The organism is Kitasatospora sp. NPDC059646 (genome assembly GCF_042734615.1).
Taxonomy (GTDB): Bacteria; Actinomycetota; Actinomycetes; order Streptomycetales; family Streptomycetaceae; genus Kitasatospora.
This window is the reverse complement of the sequence record NZ_JBHWDS010000062.1, coordinates 32,065-46,845: the sequence shown is the minus strand read 5'-3', so window position 1 is coordinate 46,845 and position 14,781 is coordinate 32,065. Positions and strand designations below refer to the sequence as shown.

At 75.4% G+C, this 14,781-nt stretch carries 15 protein-coding genes; 7 read left to right on the top strand and 8 right to left on the bottom strand.

What is annotated here, in order from left to right; all coding sequences use genetic code 11:
- Positions 1–68: 68 nt before the first annotated feature.
- The gene (locus tag ACFV1L_RS31580; protein WP_380372438.1) at positions 69–503 is read right to left on the bottom strand and encodes a hypothetical protein; all 435 of its coding nucleotides are present in this window, start codon (positions 501–503) and stop codon (positions 69–71) included.
- 213 nt (positions 504–716) lie between these two features.
- Here ACFV1L_RS31580 and ACFV1L_RS31575 point away from each other — a divergent pair, with 213 nt between their 5' ends.
- Positions 717–2,456 (top strand): SpoIIE family protein phosphatase, encoded by a 1,740-nt coding sequence (locus ACFV1L_RS31575; protein ID WP_380372435.1) that lies wholly within the window; start codon positions 717–719, stop codon positions 2,454–2,456.
- 11 nt (positions 2,457–2,467) lie between these two features.
- Here the strand turns inward: ACFV1L_RS31575 and ACFV1L_RS31570 are convergent, their stop codons facing one another.
- Together ACFV1L_RS31570 and ACFV1L_RS31565 are read right to left on the bottom strand one after the other, a co-directional pair.
- Positions 2,468–3,487: a serine hydrolase domain-containing protein gene (locus tag ACFV1L_RS31570; protein WP_380372433.1), complete on the bottom strand. Its 1,020-nt coding sequence runs from the start codon at positions 3,485–3,487 to the stop codon at positions 2,468–2,470.
- An 82-nt stretch (positions 3,488–3,569) separates the two neighbouring features.
- Complete coding sequence (locus ACFV1L_RS31565; RefSeq protein ID WP_380372431.1) at positions 3,570–3,968, bottom strand: ACT domain-containing protein; 399 nt, start codon at positions 3,966–3,968, stop codon at positions 3,570–3,572.
- A gap of 174 nt (positions 3,969–4,142) precedes the next feature.
- Between ACFV1L_RS31565 and ACFV1L_RS31560 the strand changes: the two genes are divergently transcribed.
- Complete coding sequence (locus tag ACFV1L_RS31560; protein ID WP_380372428.1) at positions 4,143–4,799, top strand: PadR family transcriptional regulator; 657 nt, start codon at positions 4,143–4,145, stop codon at positions 4,797–4,799.
- 25 nt (positions 4,800–4,824) lie between these two features.
- Here the strand turns inward: ACFV1L_RS31560 and ACFV1L_RS31555 are convergent, their stop codons facing one another.
- Positions 4,825–5,046, bottom strand: a complete 222-nt coding sequence (locus ACFV1L_RS31555) for a hypothetical protein (RefSeq protein ID WP_380372426.1) — start codon at positions 5,044–5,046, stop codon at positions 4,825–4,827.
- 414 nt (positions 5,047–5,460) lie between these two features.
- On the opposite strand from ACFV1L_RS31555, the gene ACFV1L_RS31550 reads away from it, so the two are divergent.
- On the top strand, positions 5,461–6,162 hold the full coding sequence (locus ACFV1L_RS31550) for a bifunctional DNA primase/polymerase (RefSeq protein ID WP_380372423.1): 702 nt from the start codon (positions 5,461–5,463) through the stop codon (positions 6,160–6,162).
- A gap of 90 nt (positions 6,163–6,252) precedes the next feature.
- Here ACFV1L_RS31550 and map read toward each other — a convergent pair whose 3' ends face one another.
- Positions 6,253–7,098, bottom strand: a complete 846-nt coding sequence (gene map / locus ACFV1L_RS31545) for a type I methionyl aminopeptidase (protein WP_380372421.1) — start codon at positions 7,096–7,098, stop codon at positions 6,253–6,255.
- A gap of 123 nt (positions 7,099–7,221) precedes the next feature.
- Here map and ACFV1L_RS31540 point away from each other — a divergent pair, with 123 nt between their 5' ends.
- A complete protein-coding gene (locus ACFV1L_RS31540; RefSeq protein ID WP_380372419.1) occupies positions 7,222–7,452 on the top strand; it encodes a hypothetical protein in 231 nt (76 codons plus the stop codon).
- 7 nt (positions 7,453–7,459) lie between these two features.
- Here the strand turns inward: ACFV1L_RS31540 and ACFV1L_RS31535 are convergent, their stop codons facing one another.
- Positions 7,460–8,752, bottom strand: coding sequence for an MFS transporter (locus ACFV1L_RS31535; RefSeq protein ID WP_380372416.1), 1,293 nt, complete (start codon positions 8,750–8,752; stop codon positions 7,460–7,462).
- Positions 8,753–8,810: 58 nt separating this feature from the next.
- Positions 8,811–9,389: a hypothetical protein gene (locus ACFV1L_RS31530; protein WP_380372414.1), complete on the bottom strand. Its 579-nt coding sequence runs from the start codon at positions 9,387–9,389 to the stop codon at positions 8,811–8,813.
- Positions 9,390–9,436: 47 nt separating this feature from the next.
- On the opposite strand from ACFV1L_RS31530, the gene npdG reads away from it, so the two are divergent.
- Together npdG and ACFV1L_RS31520 are read left to right on the top strand one after the other, a co-directional pair.
- Complete coding sequence (gene npdG, locus ACFV1L_RS31525; RefSeq protein WP_380372411.1) at positions 9,437–10,138, top strand: NADPH-dependent F420 reductase; 702 nt, start codon at positions 9,437–9,439, stop codon at positions 10,136–10,138.
- 119 nt (positions 10,139–10,257) lie between these two features.
- On the top strand, positions 10,258–10,446 hold the full coding sequence (locus ACFV1L_RS31520; RefSeq protein WP_380372409.1) for a hypothetical protein: 189 nt from the start codon (positions 10,258–10,260) through the stop codon (positions 10,444–10,446).
- A 10-nt stretch (positions 10,447–10,456) separates the two neighbouring features.
- Here ACFV1L_RS31520 and ACFV1L_RS31515 read toward each other — a convergent pair whose 3' ends face one another.
- Positions 10,457–11,272 carry a site-2 protease family protein gene (locus ACFV1L_RS31515; RefSeq protein ID WP_380372407.1) on the bottom strand — a complete coding sequence of 272 codons (816 nt, stop codon included), beginning with the start codon at positions 11,270–11,272 and terminating at the stop codon, positions 10,457–10,459.
- A 159-nt stretch (positions 11,273–11,431) separates the two neighbouring features.
- Here ACFV1L_RS31515 and ACFV1L_RS31510 point away from each other — a divergent pair, with 159 nt between their 5' ends.
- Entirely contained in the window at positions 11,432–14,761 is a 3,330-nt protein-coding gene (locus tag ACFV1L_RS31510; RefSeq protein WP_380372404.1) for an ATP-binding protein, read from the top strand.
- Positions 14,762–14,781: the final 20 nt, after the last annotated feature.

Here is a 14,781-nt window from a genome sequence, read left to right as displayed (position 1 = left end):
TTTATCCTCGCGGGGGGGGGGGCCCCCCCGGGGGGCCCCCCCCCCGGCCCCGGCCGTGCGGCGTGCGGTCAGGTCTCGCGGTAGGCGCACAGCGCCCAGATCACGAAGACGTCCAGCGCGATCAGCACCAGCGACCACAGCGGGTAGTACGGCACCGCGAGGAAGTTGTCGATCATGCTCACGGCGGCGAAGCAGACACCGAGGATCCGGGCCCACAGCATGCCCTTGATCACGAACAGACCGGTCAGCGCCAGCAGCACGCCGACCACCAGGTGGATCCAGCCCCACGAGGTCAGGTCGAACCGGAAGACGTACCGGGGCGTGGTCACGAAGACGTCGTCCTCCGCGATCGCCATGATCCCCCGGAACAGCTCCAGCAGACCGGTCACCAGCATCAACACACCGGCGAACAGCACCGTTCCGGACACCCAGGGCTTGTTCCCGGGGGCCGGTGGAACGCCCGGCCCGGTCGATGCCGGGGTCGGGCCGACGGACGCGCTCATGGGAACCTCCTGGGGCGAGACAGATCCTCCGACGACCATCGGCGGCGCCGACCCGGCGAGCACCCGGGGCGGCCCCGTTCGAGTGAAATTCCCGCCCCGCACCGGCACGCCGACCCGGGAACACCGGCCCCGTCGGCACCGGATCGCCGCCGCCCCGCGCGCTGTGTTTACTGGTCACAGTGCCCGGGCGCCCGGCGAGGAGGTGCCGCAGCCATGGCCGACACCCCCTGGAACGACCTGCCGCAGCCGCTGCGCCGCGTCCTGGACGGCACCCCCGCCGGCGTCGCCGTCCTCGACACGCGGCTGCGCTACCGCTACGTCAACCCGGCGCTGGCCGCGATGAACGGCGTCCCCGCCGAGCAGCACCTCGGCCGGACGATCGCCGAACTGCTGCCCGGCATCGACCCCCGCGAGGACGTGCTGCGCGCCGTGCTCGCCGACGGGCAGCCGCGCGAGATCACCTCCAGCGGCCGCACCCGGGCCGGCTCCCCGGAGGGCCACCGCTACTGGTACGGCGCGTACCACCGGCTGGAGACCGCCGGGCGGCCCGTCGGCCTGGTCGGCATCGTGCTGGAGGTCACCGCCGCCCACCGGCAGCAGCGCGAACTCGAACAGGCCCGGGCCCGGCTCGCCCTGCTCGACACCGCCGCCACCCGGCTCGGCACCACCCTCGACGTGGACACCACCTGCGGCGAACTCGCCGCCTTCCTGGTCGACCACCTCGCCGACGCCGCCACCGTCGAACTCCTCCCGCACCCCGACAGCCGACACGCCCGCACCCTCCCCGACGGCGGCCGCCGGCTGCTGCGCACCGCGATCGCCGCCAAGCCCGCCCTGCTGGAACAGGTCCGGCAGGTCGGCGAACGCGGCGAGCACGTCGACTACCGGCCCGACTCCGCCGTGCTGCGCTGCCTCGCCGAGGGCCGGCCGGTGATCGAGAACCTGCTGACCGAGGCCGACCTGCGCCGCAGCGCCCCCAACCCGGAGCGGATCGCCGACTACCGGGCGGTCGGCATCCACTCCGCGATGGTGGTGCCGCTCACCGCCCGCGGCCACCGGATCGGCACGGTGACGCTGCTGCGCACCGACCCGTCCCCGGGCTTCGACCAGGACGACGCGGTCGCCGCCCAGGACCTCGCCGTGCGCGCCGCCATCCACCTCGACAACGCCAGCCGGTTCAGCCGCGAACACGCCGTCGCCGTCGACCTGCAGCGCGCCATGCTCGCCGAGCCCGGCAGCCCGCACCCCGACATCACGGTCGCCTTCCGTTACCGCCCGGCCGGCACCAGCGCCCTGATCGGCGGCGACTGGTACGAGACCGTGGCGCTGCCCGACGGCCGGACCGTGCTCGCCATCGGTGACGTGATGGGCCACGGCATCGAGGCCGCCGCGCACATGAGCCACTACCAGGCGATGCTGCGCGCGATGGCCCTGCTGGAGCCGAACGCCGACCGGCTGCTGGCCCGGATGGACGGGCTGGCCGGCGACGTGCACGACTACCGCCCCTCCACCTGCCTGGCCGTGTACGCCGAGCCCGCCCGCGGGCGGTACTGCTTCGCCAGCGCCGGCCACCTGCCGCCCGCCGTGGTCCGCCCGGACGGCGATGTGGCGCTGCTGCCGGTGGAGCCCGGCCCGCCGCTCGGCACCGGGCAGAACGGCTACGCCCCGAGCATCGCGGTGCTGCCGCCCGACCACACCCTGCTGCTCTTCACCGACGGCCTGGTGGAGCGCCGCGACGAGGACATCGACCGTTCGCTGCGGCGGCTCACCGCCCGCCGCCTGCCCGCCGGGGCCGGCCCGGAGCGGCTGCTGGACGCACTGCTGGCCGGCGCGCCCGACCCGGCGGAGGACGACATCGCGCTGCTCGCCGCCGCCCCCGCCCGCCCCGGGCCGGCCCGCAACCGGGAGGTGCTGACGGTGCTGACCGGCGGCCGGTGGAAGCCGCTGGCGTGAGGCGCCCCGGCTCAGTCGGCCAGGGTGCGCAGCGCGAGGGTGCGCAGGCCGGCCAGCCGGGCGCGGTCCCAGCCGTGGTAGACGGCGTTGGTGCACAGCACCACGTAGCGGCCGGTGTGCGGGGCCAGGAACAGGCTGGTTCCGGTGAAGCCGTGGTGGTAGGCGACGGCGTCGTCGGCGGTGACCAGCCAGGCCAGGCCCCGGTGCAGGCCGGGTTCGACGGTGGCGCAGGGGCGGCGGCTCTCGGCGAACCAGTCGGTGAGCGGGCCGGGCCCGGTCAGCAGGTGTTCGGCGAAGGCGGCGAGGTCCGCGGCGCAGGAGAACGCCCCGGCGTGGCCGGCCACTCCGCCGAGCAGGGCGGCGCTCGGGTCGTGCGGGGCGCCCCAGGTGCGGGGCGCGTCGCGCAGCCGCTGCTCGGTCGGGGCGAGTTGCGGGTCGCGGGGCAGCGGCCCGTAGGCGGTGCGGGCCAGGCCGAGTCCGTGCCAGAGCTCCGCGGCGAGCTCGTGCAGCGGGCGGCCGAGCAGGGCGGGCAGCAGCAGGCCGAGCAGGATGAAGCCGCGGTCGATGTAGCGGTGCCGACTGCCGGGCGGGCTGACCAGCGGTTCGGCGCACAGGTGCTCGATCAGCGGGCGGCCGCTGTGCTCGTAGCGGGCCAGGCCGGTCTGCGGGAGCAGGCCGGAGGTGTGGGCGAGGAGCTGCCGGACGGTCAGGTCGCCGCCGGGGGAGGGCAGTTCCGGCCGGTGGGCGCGGAGCGGGGCGTCCAGGTCGAGCCGGCCGGTGCGGACGGCGGCGCCGATCAGCGGCCAGGTGGCGAGGACCTTGGTGAGCGAGGCCAGGTCGTAGCGGGTGTGCGGGCCGGGCCGGGCGTCGCCGCATTCGGGGGCGACCAGGCCGTGGGCGACGGTGGTCCGGTCGGCGCCGGCCCGGCCGGCGGTCAGTACGCCGCCGGGGAACTGTCCGCCGTCCACGGCCTCGGCGAGGCCGGCCCCGAGGACGGCGGCGGCCTCGGCGCTCCAGTCGGCGTCCTGCACGGTGTCACTCCCGTCCGTCGGCTCCCTCGTCCGGATTCTCGCCCGTGCCGGGCGGCGGAAACCCCGGGAACCCGACGGCCCGTCAGGAGGGCTGTGCGGCCAGGGCGTCGAGGGCGGCGAGGGCGCGGTCGGCGTCGGCGGCGGGGACGAACAGGTGGTCGTGGTGGAAGCCGGCCACCACGTTGCAGCTGATGCCCTGGTCGGCGAGGGCGGTGGCGACGGCGGCGGTGAGGCCGACGGCATCCAGGGCCGAGTGCACCCGCAGGGTGATCCAGGCGGCGGTGAATGTGTGCGGCAGGCCGAGCGAGTCGGCCTCCTCCTCGGAGACGACGAAGGTGACGCCCTCGGGTTCGGCCACCGTGACGACCGGCCGCAGCCCGGTCGGGACCCTGCCGGGCAGCGTGCAGTACACGTACCGGCCCGGGTTGAGGACGGGGCTCATGCCGGAGAGCAGCTGTCGAAGATCGCGTTCGCCTGCCATGGCGTCACGGTAGTGGCTGGCGGCGCGGTGCGGGAGTGCCGCGGCGGTGTGTCGGGTCGGGGCGGGCGGGCGGGTGTCGGAAAGGGCTTGTCGGTCGACACTTACCGATATATCGTCGAGTTATCGAGATGCTTCGACGATCGAGGCGTCCGACAATCATGGAGGTGTTCCGTCATGCGGTACGACAAGCGTTTCGGGGGAGAGGGCCGGCGTCGGCGGGCCGAGGGGCCCGGGCGGCCGGGGTGGGGCGGCGGGCCCGGCGAGGGGGAGGAGTTCGAGGTGCGCGCGGCGTTCGGGCCGTTCGGCGGGCCGGGGCGGCCGATGCCGCCGTTCGGGCCGCGCGGCCGGGGCTTCGGCGGCCACGGCGGGCACGGCGGCCGGCGCGGCGGGCGGGCCCGGCGCGGTGACGTGCGGGCGTCGCTGCTCGCGCTGCTGCAGGAGCGGCCGATGCACGGCTACGAGATGATCACCGAGATCGGCGAGCGCACCGGCGGCGTCTGGCGGCCCAGCCCGGGCTCGGTGTACCCGACGCTCCAGCTGCTGGAGGAGGAGGGCCTGGTCAGCGCCACCGAGCAGGCCGGCAAGAAGCTGTTCGAACTGACCGAGCAGGGCCGCGCCGAGGCCGGGCAGGGCTCCGCCTCCCCGTGGGACGAGGCGGGCCGGCGCGGGGACTGGGAGGCCGTGCAGGAGGTCGGCGCCGCGCTCGCGGCGGTGGACCACGCGGTGCGCCAGGTCATGATGACCGGCACCGAGGAGCAGCGGGCCAAGGGCCTGGCGGTGCTGGCCGAGGCGAAGAAGAAGCTGTACCTGATCCTGGCCGAGGAGGCCTGAACCCCGCCCGGCGGGTGACGGCCCGTCAGCCGCTGGCGGCGTCGTCGTACTCGTAGCGCCAGCGGAACCGGCCCTTGTCGTTGTACTCCTTGGCGCGCCGGTAGACCAGCGTGATCGCCGGGGTGTCGCCGTGCGCGGGAACGGGCACCCGGTAGACCTTGGGCGGGGTGTGCAGGGGGCTGAGCAGGATCGGCAGGACCCGGCCGTCCAGCGGGCCCCCGAGGAATGCGGTGTCGGCGCTCTTCACCGCTCCAGGGTAGGCCGCGCGGCGGGATGTCCGAATGCGGGCGGTTGTGTCCGCCGTGCAGCGGCGGTGTGGCGCGGATGTGACGGGGACGGCACCGCGGACGGTCATGGACAGGGCTCCGGGAGCCTTATCCTGCTACGTACGCCTCCCGGGGTCAGCCCCGGGTCCGCGGGCCCGTACGGCCCGGGTGGGGCGCGCCGAGGTGCGCCCGCCCGCCGAGCGAGAGTCTCGTGCTCCGTACCCGCCCCGGACGTCGGCCGTCCGGAGAACCCGGCCCCGGCCGTCGGCAGACGCCCCCGCGCGCGGTGCACCGATTCGGGAAGCAGCGAGCGGCTCCGTGCGTTGGCGTCGATTGTTGCGTCGGAGGCCGTGCCGTACCTGGCACGGCAGCTCAGCGGGTGCGGAAGGGGCCAGATGGAAGCCAGCAGCAGGTGGACGTCCTGGTGGCGGCGGGACCGGAGGCAGGACGACCCGGACGCCGGAGGGGACGCGGCTGCGAAGCTGGATCTGCTGCTGGGGGCGGTCCGGGCGGGGTTCCCGGTGGCGCCGGCGGCGCACCCGGCGGCCGGGTACCGGTGCTCGTGCGACCGGGTCGGCTGTCCGGCCCCGGCCCAGCACCCGGTGTCCTTCGCCTGGCAGTCCCAGGCCACCGTCGACGCCGAGCAGTTGGCCCGCTGGCTGACCCGCGACCCGGAGGCGAACTTCGTCACCGCGACGGGCCGCGCGCACGACGTGCTGGACGTTCCGGCCGAGGCCGGCGTGCTGGCCCTGCAGCGGCTGGACGCGCTCGGCGTGGGCGGCCCGGTGGCGGCGGTCGGCACCGACCGGTACCTGTTCTTCACCGCGACCCGCGGCACCCCGCAGGACGAGGACGAGTGGTGGACCAGCGCGCTGGACTCCACCCCCGACACGGTCTCCGAGCACCCGGGGCTGCGCTGGCACTGCCGCGGCTCGTACACCCTGGTCCCGCCGGCCGCGCTGACCGACGGCTCCCGGGTGCGCTGGCTGCGCGGCCCCGAGCAGCCGCTGCCGGACCCGCTGCGGGTGCTGGACGTGCTGACCGACGCGTGCACCGAGGTCGGCGCGGTCGCCGAGGAGCAGTGGCTGATCGGCTGAGCCGGTCCGGCCGGGCACGCAGGAACGATTGTGCAGACGGCCCGTCACCCCCGGTGGGGCGACGGGCCGTTGCGCTGTCCGGGGCCGCTGCTACGGCAGGGTGAGGATCTCCGCGCCGTCCGCGGTGACCACCAGGGTGTGCTCGAACTGGGCGGTGCGCCGGCGGTCCTTGGTGACGACCGTCCAGCCGTCCGGCCAGATCTCGTAGTCGTAGGTGCCCAGGGTGAGCATCGGCTCGATGGTGAACGTCATGCCGGGCTTGATCACCTGGGTGGCCCGCTCGCTGTCGTAGTGCGGGACGATCAGGCCGGAGTGGAACGAGGTGTTGATGCCGTGGCCGGTGAAGTCGCGGACCACCCCGTAGCCGAACCGCTTGGCGTAGGACTCGATGACCCGCCCGATCACGTTGATCTGCCGGCCGGGCTTGACCGCCCTGATCGCCCGGTCGAGGGACTCCCGGGTGCGCTCCACCAGCAGCCGGGACTCCTCGTCCACGTCGCCGCACAGGTAGGTGGCGTTCAGGTCGCCGTGCACCCCGTGGATGTACGCGGTGGCGTCGATGTTGACGATGTCGCCGTCCTGGAGCACGGTCGAGTCCGGGATGCCGTGGCAGATCACCTCGTTGATCGAGGTGCAGATCGACTTCGGGAAGCCCCGGTAGCCGAGGTCGGACGGGTAGGCGCCGTGGTCGCACATGTACTCGTGGGCGACGGCGTCGAGCGCGTCGGTGGTGACGCCGGGGGCGATCAGCTTCGCGGCCTCCGCCATCGCCTGCGCCGCGATCCGCCCCGCGATCCGCATCTTCTCGACGGTCTCCGCCGTCTGCACCTCCGGGCCGGTGTACGGCGTCGGCGCGGGCTTGCCGACGTACTCCGGACGCGCGATGTGCGCGGGGACCTTGCGGGTGGGGGACTGCGTGCCGGGTACCAGAGCCATGACCGCGAGTGTATCGGCCGCCATCCGCCCCACCCGGGCCGTGTGCGCGGCCGGGGCGGCGGGAATGATCACTGCTGACCGCCGCGGCCGCCGCCGCGGGGCGCCGGGACGGGAGACGAGACGATGGTGTTCGGCCGCAGCAAGCCCACCGGGAAGCCGGGGGAGTGGTTCTACTGCATCAAGCACGGCAAGGTCGAGGAGGGCCCGGAGTGCCCGGCCAAGGACCGGCTCGGCCCGTACGCCACCCCCGAGGAGGCCGGGCGGGCCCTGGAGACCGCCGCCGAGCGCAACCAGGAGTGGCGCGAGGACCCGCGCTGGAACGACGACGACAACCCGCCGGAGGGCGCCGGCTGACGGCCCGTCACACGCCGGCGGCCTGCCGCTCGTGCTCGGCCCGCACCGCCAGCGCGTGCGGGTCGGTGCGCGAGTCCCACGCCAGCAGCTTCGGGATGGACGCCGTCAGGGCGAGGACGCCCAGCACGCACATCACGCCGCCGGTCCAGATCGAGGCCCGCACCCCGACCAGCGCGGCCGTCCCGCCGGCCCGGACCTGTCCCAGCTGCGGGCCGACCGAGTACGACAGCAGCTCCACCCCGGCGAGCCGGCCGCGCAGCTCGTCGGGGATGGACTGGTTCCAGATCGTCGACCGGGCCACCCCGCTGATCTGGTCGGCCGCACCCGCCGCCGCCAGGCACAGCAGCACCAGCCAGACGTTCCCGACCAGCCCGGCCAGCGCCATCGCGGCGCCCCACCCGAGCGCCGCGACCAGCAGCATCCGGCCGTGCCGGTGGATCCGCGCCAGCCAGCCGCCGGTCGCCGAGACCGCCAGCGCGCCCACCGCCGTCGCCGAGTACAGCAGGCCCAGCGCCCACTCGGCGTGCAGCGCGGACGCCAGGAACGGGAACACCGCGACCGGGAAGGCGAACAGCATCGCCACCGTGTCGATCGCGTACGTGCCCAGCAGGTCCTTGCGGCTCCAGGCGTAGCGCAGGCCCTGGCCGAGGCTGCGCAGGGACGGCCGCTCGGCGCTCTCCGCGGGCGGCACGGGGCTCAGCCGGGCGATCAGCGCCAGCGAGACCAGGAAGGTCAGCACGTCCAGGGCGTAGGCGCTGCGCGGCCCGGCCACGGCGACGACCACGCCCGCCAGCGCCGGGCCGGCCACCGAAGCGGCGTTGCGGTACAGCGAGAGGAGGGTGAACGCGGCGGGCAGCTGGTCGTGCGCCACCACCCGGGGGATCATCGAGTCCAGCGCCGGGCGCTGCACGCCGTCCAGCGCGGCGGTCAGCGCCCCCACCAGGTAGATCGGCCACAGCAGCGGGTGCGGGAGCAGGGCGTTGGTCAGCAGCAGCGCGGCCATCAGCGCCAGCCCCGCCTCGCTGAGCAGCACCAGCCGGCGGCGGTCCAGGGCGTCCGCCAGGGCCCCGCCCCACAGGCCGAACACCACCAGCGGCACCAGCTCGAACGCGCCGGCCAGGCCGACGGCGACCGGCGAGTCGGTCAGCTGCTTGATCTGGATCGGCACCGCGATGTAGGTGAGCAGGCTGCCGAAGGCCGTGACGCAGCCCGACGTCCAGAGCAGGCGGAAGTCCCGGGAGGAGCGCCACGGCGTCAGATCCGGGACGAGCTTGCGGAGGAAGCGGGCAGCAGCTGTCACGTGGTCAGATGCTGCGGGACCGGGACGGACCGGGGCAACCGAATATTCCGGCCGGCCGTCACCAGCGCAGCACCGGCGAGGCGGTCAGCCGCTCCGCCAGCCGGGCCAGCCGGGAGCGCGGCGGCACCGTCGAGGTGGCCGAGCTGACCAGGTGCTGGACCAGCTCGAACGGCTCCGGCCCGGCCTCCGGGACGGTCAGCCGCTCGTGCGCCAGCGCGGACAGCTCGGGGTCGCCGTCGTCCACGGCGAGCAGCACCGCACCGGCCCGCCGGGCGCCGTCCAGCCGCTCCAGCAGCGGCCCGTCGGCGGGCCCGGGGGCGACCAGCAGCACCGTCGCGCCGGTGCGCGCCTCCTCCAGCCGGGGCAGCCCGCAGGCCAGGTGCCCCGGCGCGCCCGCCGGGACGGTGTGCCGCAGCAGGGTCGGGACGAGTTCCGGCACCCCGCTGTACGCGGCCTCGTCGCTCAGGTGCGCGGCCAGGTGCCACGGCTCGTAGCGGGGCGTGCCGACCAGCAGCAGGCCGGTGGCGCTGCGCCGGGTCACCGAGCCGCGCAGCGCGGCGGCGAAGTCGCCCGCGCGCTCGGGCCAGCCGGTGCCGGCCAGCGACTGCCGGAGTGCGGAAACTCTCACCGCGTCCATGCGCGACAGCATGCTCGGCGGGCACCGCGTTTGGCAGGATCTTCGGCATGACGCAACCCGATTCAGTGAACCCGACGGCCGGACCGGGCCGAGAGCTGCCCGACGTCTCCGACCTCGTCGTGGGAGTCCTCGGCGGCACCGGCGACCAGGGCCGCGGCCTGGCGTACCGGCTGGCCAAGGCCGGCCAGCAGGTGGTGATCGGCTCCCGCAGCGCCGAGCGCGCCGAGGACTGCGCGACCGAGATCGGCCTGGGTGTCCGCGGCGCCGACAACGCGCGGTGCGCCCGGGAGAGCGACGTGGTGATCGTCGCGGTGCCGTGGGACGGCCACGCCGAGACGCTGACCTCGCTGCGCGCCGAACTCGCCGGCAAGATCGTGGTCGACTGCGTCAACCCGCTGGGCTTCGACAAGCAGGGCGCCTACGCGCTGCAGGTCCCGGAGGGCTCGGCCGCCCAGCAGGCCGCCGCGCTGCTGCCGGACTCCACCGTCACCGCCGCCTTCCACCACCTGTCGGCGGTGCTGCTGCAGGACGAGTCGGTCGAGAGCATCGACACCGACGTGATGGTGCTCGGCGACCAGCGAGCCGCCACCGACACCGTGCAGGCGCTGGCCGGCCGGATCCCCGGCATGCGCGGCGTCTTCGCCGGGCGGCTGCGCAACGCCCACCAGGTGGAGGCGCTGGTGGCCAACCTGATCTCGGTCAACCGCCGCTACAAGGCGCACGCCGGCCTGCGGATCACCGACGTCTGAGCGTCGGACGGCGCCGCGGCGCGGTCCGCGCCGCCGCGCCCCGGCCACCCCCGGCCGGGGCGCGGTGTTCGGTCGGCGAGAATGGCAGCGCACACCGCGCCCGCCCGAGGAGTCCCGCCATGCCCCGCAACGCCCTGTACGCCACGATCGTCCTGGTCCTCGCCGTGGCCGCCGCCGTGGTCTCGTTCGTCGAGGGCAACTGGCTCGGCGTGGTGTGGGTGCTGATGGCCGGCGTCGCCAGCAACATCGCCTGGTACTACCTGCGCAGGGACCGCGCCGCCCGGGCCGGCCGGCCGCAGGCGCGCTAGCCGGCCGGGCTCAGTAGGTCTTCCAGAAGCTGAACAGCATCCGGCCGACCTCCGAGAACCGGATGTCCGCGCCGAACAGGTCGAAGATCCGCACCGTCAGCTCGAACAGCCACTGGCCGACCTGGCTCTGCCACACCAGCGCGAACAGCAGCAGCATGCCGTACGGCGCGAACGGCTCGATCGCCCGGCGGGCCTTGTACGACAGCCAGGGCTCGATGATGCCGTAGCCGTCCAGGCCGGGCACCGGCAGCAGGTTCAGGATCGCCGCGGTCACCTGGAGGTAGCCGAGGAAGGCCAGCGCCAGCGGCAGCGGCGAGACCGGCAGCTCGACGTCCTGGAAGACCGTGGGGACGCCAGGGTCGTCGAACCAGTTCTGGCTGACCGCCACCAGCAGCAGCACGCCGAACAGCGCGTTCACCAGCGGGCCCGCCGCCGAGATCAGGCTGTGCTTGAGCCGGCCGGAGATCCGGCCCCGCTCGATGTACACCGCGCCGCCCGGCAGGCCGATGCCGCCCATGATCATGAACACCACGGGCAGCACGAAGCTCAGCAGCACGTGCCCGTACTTCAGCGGGTTCAGCGTCAGGTAGCCCTTGGCGCCGACCGTGATGTCGCCGCCCGCCAGCGCGGTGCGCGCGTGCGCGAACTCGTGCAGGCAGAGCGACACCATCCAGCCCGACACCACGAACAGGAACACGCCGAGCCGGGTGTTGCCCCAGCCGGTGGCCAGCGCGAGGCCCGCGGCGAGGAAGGTGCCGGCCAGCGCCAGGAAGATCGGGCTGACCCGGCTCTCCGCGCTGCGCTGGCCGGTGCTGGCGTAGGTCATGGCGAGAGTGCTCCGGAACTGGGTGGGTGGGACAGGCGTCCGATCATGCCCGCCGCCGGGCGCACCGGACAAGCGGCGCCCCGTGAACGAACGGTGCCGGACCGACGTTCCGCACGGGTGTGCGCCCCGGCGGGCCGGCGCGTCCACCAGAATGGGTGAGTGCACTACGGCATCCTCGGCACCACCACCGCCCACCACGACGACGGCACCCCGGTCGCGCTCGGGGGCGCCCGGCTGCGCGCCCTGCTGGCCGCGCTCGCCCTCCGCCAGGGCCGGCCCGTCCCCGCCGAGCTGCTGGTCGACGAGGTGTGGGCGGACGAGCCGCCGCAGGACGCCGCCGCCGCCCTGCAGACCCTGGTCGGACGGCTGCGCCGCACCGTCGGCCGCGCCGAGATCGGCTCCGGACCGGCCGGCTACTGGCTGACCGGCGCCCGCACCGACGTCGCCGAGTTCCAGCGGCTCGCCGCCGACGGCGCCCGCGCCCTCACCGACGGCGACCCGGCCGCCGCCGCCGACCGGCTCACCGCCGCCCTCGCCCTGTGGCGCGGCCCCGCGCTCGCCGACCTGCCCGACCGCACCGCCCCCGCCGCCCGCCTGGAGACCCAGCGCGAGGAGGCCCGCCGGCACCGGCTGACCGCCGCACTCGCCCTCGGCCGGGCCGCCGAGGTCACCGCCGAACTCGCCGAACTCTGCCGCGACCACCCCCTCGACGAGCAGCTCCAGGCGCTCCGGCTGCGCGCCCTGCGGGCCGCCGGCCGCACCGCCGAGGCGCTCGCCCGCTACGAGGAGGTCCGCCGCACCCTGGCCGACCGGCTCGGCGCCGACCCCGGCCCCGAGCTGCGCGCCCTGCACCGCGAACTGCTCACCGCCGCCCCCGAACCCGCCCCGGCCGCCGTCCCGCCGCCGGCCGCCCCGGCGGCCGGCAACCTGCGCCCCGGCCGCACCAGCTTCGTCGGCCGCGAGCACGAACTGTCCACCGTCGCCGACGCCCTGACGGCCGGTCGGCTGACCACCCTGACCGGCCCCGGCGGCTCCGGCAAGACCCGGCTGTCCGTCGAGGCCGGCCGCCTCGAACAGGACGCCGCCCGCTGGCCCGGCGGCGTCTGGCAGATCGAACTCGCCCCGCTGGACGACCCGGCCGCCGTGCCCGACGCCGTCGCCTCCGCGCTCGGCCTGCGGGAGACCGTGCTGCACACCGGCAGCGCCGTCGCCGAGGTGATCGAGGGCGGCCGCAAGGATCCGGCCCGCCGGGTGGTCGACCACCTCGGCCGCCGCCGCGTCCTGCTGCTGCTCGACAACTGCGAGCACGTCATCCAGGCCGCCGCCGACCTCGCCGACCGGCTGCTCGCCGAATGCCCCGGCGTCACCGTGCTCGCCACCAGCCGCGAACCGCTCGGCGTCCCCGGGGAGACCGTGCTGCCGGTCGAACCGCTGCCCGACCCGTCCGCGCTGCGGCTGCTGGCCGAACGCGGCGCCGCGGCCCGCCCCGGCTTCCGCACCGACGAGGACCCGGCGGCCTGCGCCGAACTCTGCCGCCGACTGGACGGCCTGCCGCTGGCCATCGAACTGGCCGCCGCCCGGCTGCGCGGACTGACGCCCCGCCAGCTGGCCGACCGGCTCGACTCCCGGTTCGCGCTGCTCACCGCCGGCTCCCGCACCCTGCTGCCCCGCCAGCAGACGCTGCGCGCCGTCGTCGACTGGTCCTGGGACCTGCTCGGCGACCGCGAGCGCGCCGTGCTGCGCCGGCTGTCGGTGTTCGCCGGCGGCTGCACCCTGGAGTCCGCCGAGGCCGTGGTGGCGGACGCCGAGGTGCCCCGGGCGGAGGTCGCGGACCTGCTGCTGTCGCTGGTCGACAAGTCGCTGCTGGTGGCCGGGCTCGGCGACCAGCCCCGGTACTGGATGCTGGAGACCATCCACGAGTACGCGGCCGAGCGCCTGGCCGAGGCCGCCGAGACCGCCGTCGCCGACCGGCACACCCGGCACTACCGCGAACTCGGCAGGGCCGCCCGGGCCCGGCTGCGCGGGCCCGAGCAGCTCGACGAACTCGCCCGGCTGGACAGCGAGCAGGAGAACATCCGGGCCGCGCTGCGCCGCGCCGTCGACGCCGGCCAGGAGCAGGACGCCCTGGTGCTGGCCCTGTCGATGGCCGGCTACTGGATGCTGCGCGACTACCGCGCCGAGTCCCGCACCTGGTTCGAGGCGGTCGCCGCGCTCGGCCCCGACCCGTTCGCCGACGGCGCGCCGCCGCCCGTCCCGCTCGACGTCGGCCCGCTGGACGTGCCGCTGCCGATGCCGCCCGAGCAGGTCGCCGAGGCCCGCCGCCACCTCGGGCTGCACCGGCTGCTCAGCATGTTCTCCGGGGACATGAGCATGCTCGACGACCCGGTGGCGCTGCGCACCGCCCGCCGGATCCTGGAGACCTACACCCCCGACCTCCCGCAGTCCTACCGGAACCCGGTGCTCAGCCGGGTCTTCACGGTCTTCCTCACCGGAGAGATGGAGCGCACCCGCGAGGTGATGGACGACGCGGTGGCCGGCGCCCGGAAGCACGGCGGCCCCGGCGACCTGGCGTACGCCCTGCAACTGCGCGCCCGGCTGCTGAACGACCTGGCCGGCGGCCTCGAACAGGCGATAGCCGACAGCGAGGAGGCGCACGCCCTCTACACCGCGATGGGCGACCGCTGGGGCCTGGCCGACGCCCTGTCCGCGAAGGCCGAGAACGCCACCAAGTCCGGGGACGCCGAGCAGGCCGAGCTGGCCTTCCGGCAGGCCATCGAGCTCAGCACCCAGCTCGGGGCGCACCAGGAGGTGCCGATGCTGCGGGCCCGGCTCGGCGAGGTGCTGGCCGAACGCGACCCGGAGGCCGGCGAGCGGATGGTCCTGGACGCGATCGCCGAGTCCGCCGCCGGGTCCGCCGACGCCGAGGGCGCCCGGGTCTACGGCCGCCTGGTGATGTGCAACCTGCACGTCCGGCGCGGCGAGTACGCCGAGGCGCTCGCGACGCTCGACCGGCTGCCCGTCGACCCGGCCGTGCGCGGACCGCTGCCCTCGGTGTTCGGCGGCATCGTCACCTGCATCCGCGGCTGGGTGGTGGCGCGCTCCGGCGACCCGCGCACCGGGCTGGACCTGATGCGGGACGGCCGCCGCGCGATGACCGAGCTCGAAGGCGGCGCCACCGTCTTCGTCGAGCACATGGCGATGATGCTGATGACCCCGATGGCCGGCGCCCTGGTCGAGTACGCCCGGAAGTACGGCGAGCCGGCCGCCGCCCGCCGCGCCGCCGAACTGCTCGGCGCCCACGACGGCCTCAGCGGCACCCCCGGCTCCTTCATGGAACGCGCCGAGCACACCCGCAGCGCGCAGGCGCTGCGCGAACTGCTCGGCCCGGACGCCTACGAGGCGGCGTACGCGCAGGGCGGCCGCCTCACCCTGGGGGAGGCGGCCGCCCTGATGAACGACCCCGGCACGTTCGACCCGTCCGGCGGCTGACGCACCGTCGGCTGCCGCGC